The organism is Legionella sp. km772, assembly GCF_003989735.1.
In the GTDB taxonomy this organism is placed as follows: domain Bacteria; phylum Pseudomonadota; class Gammaproteobacteria; order Legionellales; family Legionellaceae; genus Legionella.
Genome location: NZ_RZGQ01000155.1, coordinates 1 through 6,733 on the forward strand (window position 1 = coordinate 1; position 6,733 = coordinate 6,733).

The window sequence follows — 6,733 nt, forward strand, 5'->3', positions numbered from 1 at the left end:
TTGATTTTTTTGATGCAGTGTAATAATTTCGCTTTTTGGTCATTCTATTCCCCTCTTATATTAGAAGAATAGCTCTTAAAAATACCTTTTTTTCGTCTAAAAATCCGCGCCTATATCAGATATGGATGGGGCTCTATTTTTGCGTAGTCTGTTTGGTCTTCGCCATTATTTTTTTCAAGCCGGCTTACAAGCAGCATTAAACGCATCACCCCATATTCTTGTTAATTGGGGAAAACAGGCAGAGCAACGCATGCATAGAATCACAGGGGGGATTAATACACATCGCGGCGCAATTTTTGCCCTAGGTATTTTTTGTACTTCAGTGTGTAAATTAACTATGAAATACCGAGCCTTCTCCAGCAGAGACTTACATCAGGCCATTATTAATGATTGGTCTGTTTTTTTAGAAAAACATCATCGCAATGAAAATACCCATGGGGCACTGGTAAAACACAAATATGCCGTTGCTGATGCCAAACAAATTGCTATAGAAGGTTATCAATTAGTATTCGAGCTTTATCATGAATTAAGAGAAAATGTAGAGGATAAAGTATTTTTTGGTTTGATGGCCTATCAACGTCTTTTATTGACTATAGACGATATTAATATCTTATATCGTACCGGAAAACAGGGTTTAGCATTTGCACGCCAACAGATTCAGGCGATATCTTTTCATGATAGACAACACGCTTTGCAGCAAACCATCGAGCTACATCACTTATTCTCCCAAAAAAATATTAGTCCAGGGGGCGTTGCTGATATGTTAAGTGTATTGTATTTTTTACATTATCTCTTTTCAGGAAAATAATAATGAAGGTCTTATGTCTCTTTGCAGGCCAAGGTTACCATAGCAATGATTTATTCCGCCTTTTTCAGGGGGATAAAATGGCAGAAAACCTACTTGAAAAGCTATCCTCAGTGCTTAAAATAGACCTATTATGCGGCCAATGGTCACTTACAGATCCTTACTACTCACAATTTATTATTGCAGCTTATCACTATACCCTTTTTAATTTATTAAGGCCTGCTTTGCTTGCTCATCAAGTCAATCTAGCAGGTTATAGCTTAGGTGAAGTCTCGGCTTTTTTAGCTAGTAGCCAAGCCACTATTGAAGAAATGCATGAAACAATTGCTTTTCGTACTGAATTAATGACGTCTATTCTCAAGGAGGGTGACAAGCCTGAATATGACTTATTGTCTATTCGGGGACAATTTACTTTAGCTAACATTCAAGAGCTCTGTAGTCAATATGGCTGCGCTCTTGCGATTATTAATTCAGAAGAGCGTTTAATTATTGGCGGACGTATTAAGGATTTAAAGCAAATACTGGAGCAACTTCCAAAGTACCATCTAAGCCATAGTCAATTTTTAGAAATCCACCTCCCCTCGCACACTCCTTTTTATGCTGATAAAAAAGGCCTATTCCAAAGCTACTTAAACTCGCTTTTTTCTAAATCACTCTGCTATCCCATCCTTAGCCCATTAGATTTGAATAAAATATATGATGGTGAACAAGAAAAACAACTTTTAGATCAAGAACTATATACCACCCTACAATGGTATGGCCTTTGTATGCTTCTGCCTGAATACCAGTATGATTTAATCCTGGATTTAGGACCAAGTGATGCCCTGTCAAAGCAATTAAAAACAATGAATATTGATTTACCCTTGCTCACCGTGGCAAGTTATAATCATTATTCTGGGGTCTTAGAAGCTCTAAAGGCGTTAACTTAGCTTAAGCCCTAAATGGAAGCCGCTTGCACAGCAGGCTGTTGCTACACTGAAAAACCGGGGACACTTTAGCACTCTAAGAGTACATATTATTGCCCCCGCCACCACGACTAAGATGCTGTTAGTGTACTCAGTTTTTTATCTTCATTAGTCATGGCTTGCAGCATTGCTTTTTGGAGAGCGGGCTCCTCTAACATTAATTGCCCATTCGAATCCAACCACCCAATTTGCTTTAAGACCTCTAAAGTCCGGCTACCATTTTCTTGCAGTGCATGTCTAAAAATACAGGTTAAGTCTACTTCTCTAAATTTTAAATTTGAACGTGAACCTTTAAAAAAAGAGTTTTGATCTGAAAGTAATCGTGTTTCATAATGCTTACGAAAGGCACCTAAGAGGATATCTGCGGGCAAATCTTTGCATTTATTGATTTTAGGTTGAGTCGGTTCCAGAAGCTCATAACGTCGCTCCAATTGATCATAAAAATAAGCGGCTAAAAGCGCATGCATGTCAGCTGAGGGATGTAAATCATCATAAAACATATAACCTGAGGCGGGCGAGAGACCATCAGAAGGATCATCAAATTCCTTAGACTCGATGTAGGGTTGGGTTCTTTTATCCGCATCAAACATATATTGGCTTGGATTTTTATAGATATGTTCAAACATTGTATTGATATCAAAAGGATCAATAGAACAATAGGGGTAATCCTGGTTTAATTGCTCGCAAGCTTTTTGCAATTGTTCATTAAAATAAAGGCTCCATTGCTGTGCATTAGCTTGTTCTTCCTTTGATAAAGCTTGATAACGTGGGGTTAGTGATAAATTGGGCAAATTAAAGAGCACAAAATTACGATAACCCGCCGCAATCAACTTCTTCACATTATCTGTACGAGCAGCAATTGCTTTATCTACTTCTTCTTTTGAAGGTTTAGCGTTCACAGTTACTAAATCATTAGCGCCCGACCATTCAATAATTAGAGTTTCGGCTTTGTGCTCATTAGAAATCTGATGCTTTTTATCATAGCCAAGTAGTTGATCGCGCATTTGCGTTAATTTTGAAACAATAATACGAGTAAAAAAGCGAACAATACTGGTACTTAAATTCCAACTGTAGTCATGGGAAGTTAAACCGCCCGCGCAATAGCTTCTTACCCATAATTTGCCATCGTAATTAATAAATTTATCATCGTCTAAGCTGTAACTGTCTTTAATTGCTTTTAAGACTCTACGATCGCCACAAATTATCGCATCACTAATGTCGGTATCATCTAAATGCCATTTTTTTTGTAAGCGATGAATAGTAAAATCACTAGCAATTTGCGCCGACACATGATCACTCCAAACCCGGCCATTAGTGAAGCGTCCCTGCGGAGAATGCCCCTCTAAACCAGCCACATAGGACATGGGAATGCAACCAAACAAAAGCGTCTTATTCACGGTGCCGCGATCGGATAAGCTATCTCCCATCATAACGATGTTTTTAATTTTTATTGCTTGTCTGGGATTAATGGGAAATGGATCAAAACGTTTAAACTTCATAAAAAAGCCCCCTTTTGGTTAACTCGTTAAATTAGATAAAACGACTGGAGACATCAAAGGACTGCTTTCATCAATGCAATAAAATTCGCTGCGCAGCCGAATGCACAAATTTTTGCAAAATAGTGAAAGGGTCTCTTTAAACCATAGCAGGTGTTGGTGAATATTCTAGAAATTTACTAAACAAAAGGAATATAAACCCCACAAAGGAACAAAATAAAATCTGATGCAAGCATTTTAAAACAATAAATTTAAAATTAAACCACTTTTCCTCTAAAATCTAATTGCTTGCGCAAAATGATTGCAATAATCGTTTCAATTCCGGTACACTCAAATGATGCGAAACTAGCTCTTAACGCGTTCCTTATGCAAGGAAGCTCATCAAAGACGGATTACTTATTTTATGAACATCAAGACTAAATCGTTGATTGCCCTCCTTTGCGTCTCTTTTTCACTCTCTGTTTTTGCCACCATCACCGAAAAAGATTTAGACAAAAAAATTAAAGCTATAGAGAAGAAAAATAATACGATTATCGGGCTAACTGCAATCCATATAGAGAATAATACTAAAATTGCACACAATAATACGCAGCGTTTCTTTATGGCCAGTACCATTAAAGTCCCTATTGCTTTAGCTTTTTTACATCGTGTTGATGAAAAAAAAGAATCCTTAAATCGGGTGATTAAGATGGATACTAAAAACTCAGTACCTGGCTCTGGTAGTCTTTATCATATTTTTGAAAAGAAAACGACTAATATGTCCACTCAGCAAATTCTTAAGCACATGTTGATTAATAGTGACAATAGTGCAAGCGATACTATCCTACACGCAGCCAATGGGCCTAAGTATGTCACTCAATACATGGCAAATCTAGGTTTTAAAAATATTGTGGTTAATCGCTCTATTTTAGAAATGTTTTTAGACACTAACCATGTTGATCATTCCCTCTTGAATAAGGGAGCGCGCCCGGTATTTTCTTGGCAAAAAATATTTAATAGTGTCCCTTTAAGCCAAAAAGCGAACTCTTGGCAAAAATTTCAAAATGATAAGCGGGATACCACCACCTCTGATGAAATGGCTAAGTTACTGGTTAAATTACAGAAAAATCAAATTTTATCCGAGAGTAGCACCCAACTCGTTCTCAAAATAATGCAAGATTGTCGTACAGGAAGAAGCAGAATTAGGGGCTTACTACCCGGAGGTGTAAAAGTTGCACATAAAACGGGCACTTGGGCCATTCAAGAAGCTAATTATTTACGCTACCCAGGCTCTAAAAAACTCTTCCGCTTTGCCAGTGACGTAGGTATTATCACCCTACCTAATAATAAAGGCCATGTGGCCATAGCGGTCTATGTAAAATCAAAATCTGCCAGCGACTATCCACGCAGCCGCTCCATCGCCTTAGCCAGCCGTGCCATTTATGATTATTTTATGCAAAAACCGGCCCAGCTTGTTAAAAAAGCCACAAAGCCTAGCAAAACAAAAAGAGCCTAGCTTTAGATTAGGCCCTTATCTACCATAATTTCTGTGTTCTTCGACCAAGAGAAGAGCCCGAGCAAGGTCTAATTATCCATAGAAATATTCACATGACCTAGTTATACTGGCGTTTCACTTTTTTTTAAGATGAAGCAAATGTTCGCTGGTTTTTTCCTATTGCTGCTGGTTTTTGGAGTGGATATGTCCCTTTATGCAACTCAACATCCTATTGTGCTTATTGCGAGTCCCGAGGTACTAGCGATTCCGATTATTGATAATCATGAACCCATGGTTAATTTAATTACCCAAAAAACCATTGCCTATGGACCTTCTCCGGAGATACCAAATAATATTGATTACACGAAAATGCGGGAAACAGTGTATAAAAAACTCGTTAAAGCTCAAAACCTACTGCCTAAGGGCTTGCATTTCTGTCTTTATGAAGGCTATAGAAGTTTATCTTTACAAAAGGCCTTGTTTGATGAACGGTTTAGCATCGTAAAAAATCAACACCCTGGTTGGTCACAGCAACAATTATTTAATGAAACCATCAAGTTGGTTTCACCCGTTATTAATTTGGATGGCAGCCCGAATATTCCTGCGCATTCAACAGGTGGCGCTATTGATGTTTATCTACTCAACGATAAAGGGGAGGCCATCGATATGGGAATCCATCCTAAAGATTGGATGAGTGATACTACCGGTAAACTCTCACTAACTGCCTCTAAGGACATTTCTAAAACAGCGCAAAATAACCGGGCGATTATGAATGAAGTTTTAACGGCAGTGGGTTTTGTAAATTACCCTACAGAATACTGGCATTGGTCTTACGGTGATCGCTATTGGGCTCATCAACAACATAAAGACAATGCTATTTATTCAAGTCTAAAAACTAATTAACGAAAAATAGAAAAAACATTAATATGCTCTATAATTAGACTAAAATGCCAATGATAGAGCAACAATGTCTGTTCCTGCATCCAAAGTTCCTCTGCCGCAAACGCCGATGCACCATGTTGTTTTTTTAATTGTCGCGAATCAAGCAAATTCCGATGATAATCTAGCTGATATTTCAATGGCCTTAGCGAAAACCGGAAAAGAACCAGGAACTTTCGCTCATCTAGATTCCTTACCTGTACAAGTTGGTCCTCAAGTATTAAAACCTCTTAATGCCCCCAATAAACAATTAATACTTTTAGGTCATGTTGGTAATCATTCTATGGGTGGACATACTTGCTCAGCCTTAGCCGATATGCTGGTTCAAAAAGGACTTCCCCAAGACTCAAAACATCCTATCCCAATCCTTGTACTCGGTTGCCAACCTTCAAAGCAAGGTTTACAGGGTTTAGAAAATATTGGTGCAGAACTTCTCATGGAGTTAACCAAAAGACGGGTTAATGCTACGACCCTATCCTTTGACCCATCAGCAATAACCTACACTACTGATACAGATCCCAGAGAGAGCAAGGAATGGATAACTACCTATTTTAGCCACTCCTTATCAGCAAAAGGTATTACTTGGGTTTTTTCAGGAATCCCGCAATGTTATAGAGAGATAAAGGAACGTTTAGAGTTAGATTTGCAAGCTTGTCGCACTAAAACTACTGCTTTAAAGGCCGAATCCGAGCACAATAAAGCATTAATTAGTGCAAAAGAGACAGAGTTAAGTGCCTTACAAGGCGATCTTAATAGTGTTACTAGCAAAATACAGGCCTTGGAATTAGAAAAACAACAAATCTGGCGAGAGGCTCGTACAATTCAAGATAGGATAGCAGGAGGAAGATTGCAAGCCTCAGCTCCCACACAAATGGCCACGTCTACCGCTGTAGTACTAGCCGGATTGCAGCCTAGCCCAGCCCCTCTTTCACTGCAGGGGCTTTTCATGACTAGAAATGAACCAATTATTGTTCAGCTGTTTTTTAATCAACAGTCGACAAAAGATTCGGTAAATTTAGGCTGTGAGGCTTATTCGCTCTAAATGGTTAATAAG

The 6,733-nt window shown here is 38.4% G+C and carries 6 protein-coding genes; 5 read left to right on the top strand and 1 reads right to left on the bottom strand.

Annotation, left to right across the window (positions count from 1 at the left end; translation table 11 throughout):
* Positions 1-121 precede the first annotated feature (121 nt).
* Both ELY15_RS12440 and ELY15_RS12445 read left to right on the top strand, forming a co-directional pair.
* A complete protein-coding gene (locus ELY15_RS12440; protein WP_255411105.1) occupies positions 122-808 on the top strand; it encodes a triphosphoribosyl-dephospho-CoA synthase in 687 nt (228 codons plus the stop codon).
* Between the two features lie 2 nt (positions 809-810).
* The gene (locus ELY15_RS12445; protein WP_127100513.1) at positions 811-1,734 is read left to right on the top strand and encodes an ACP S-malonyltransferase; all 924 of its coding nucleotides are present in this window, start codon (positions 811-813) and stop codon (positions 1,732-1,734) included.
* Positions 1,735-1,841: 107 nt separating this feature from the next.
* Here the strand turns inward: ELY15_RS12445 and ELY15_RS12450 are convergent, their stop codons facing one another.
* Positions 1,842-3,269 (bottom strand): SGNH/GDSL hydrolase family protein, encoded by a 1,428-nt coding sequence (locus ELY15_RS12450; RefSeq protein ID WP_127100515.1) that lies wholly within the window; start codon positions 3,267-3,269, stop codon positions 1,842-1,844.
* Positions 3,270-3,669: 400 nt separating this feature from the next.
* Between ELY15_RS12450 and bla the strand changes: the two genes are divergently transcribed.
* The 3 genes from bla to ELY15_RS12465 all read left to right on the top strand — a co-directional run bounded on the left by bla (position 3,670) and on the right by ELY15_RS12465 (position 6,721).
* Positions 3,670-4,761, top strand: a complete 1,092-nt coding sequence (gene bla, locus ELY15_RS12455) for a class A beta-lactamase (RefSeq protein WP_127100517.1) — start codon at positions 3,670-3,672, stop codon at positions 4,759-4,761.
* 183 nt (positions 4,762-4,944) lie between these two features.
* Positions 4,945-5,643, top strand: a complete 699-nt coding sequence (locus ELY15_RS12460) for a M15 family metallopeptidase (RefSeq protein WP_127100521.1) — start codon at positions 4,945-4,947, stop codon at positions 5,641-5,643.
* 64 nt (positions 5,644-5,707) lie between these two features.
* Positions 5,708-6,721 (top strand): hypothetical protein, encoded by a 1,014-nt coding sequence (locus ELY15_RS12465; RefSeq protein ID WP_127100519.1) that lies wholly within the window; start codon positions 5,708-5,710, stop codon positions 6,719-6,721.
* Positions 6,722-6,733 lie beyond the last annotated feature (12 nt).

What these genes read in the sequence shown, in the direction of transcription:
- ELY15_RS12460 (WP_127100521.1), top strand. Translation starts at nt 4,945, where the DNA reads ATGTCCCTTTATGCAACTCAACATCCTATTGTGCTTATTGCGAGTCCC.
- ELY15_RS12445 (WP_127100513.1), top strand. Translation starts at nt 811, where the DNA reads ATGAAGGTCTTATGTCTCTTTGCAGGCCAAGGTTACCATAGCAATGAT.
- ELY15_RS12465 (WP_127100519.1), top strand. Translation starts at nt 5,708, where the DNA reads ATGTCTGTTCCTGCATCCAAAGTTCCTCTGCCGCAAACGCCGATGCAC.
- bla (WP_127100517.1), top strand. Translation starts at nt 3,670, where the DNA reads ATGAACATCAAGACTAAATCGTTGATTGCCCTCCTTTGCGTCTCTTTT.
- ELY15_RS12440 (WP_255411105.1), top strand. Translation starts at nt 122, where the DNA reads ATGGATGGGGCTCTATTTTTGCGTAGTCTGTTTGGTCTTCGCCATTAT.
- ELY15_RS12450 (WP_127100515.1), bottom strand. Translation starts at nt 3,269, where the DNA reads ATGAAGTTTAAACGTTTTGATCCATTTCCCATTAATCCCAGACAAGCA.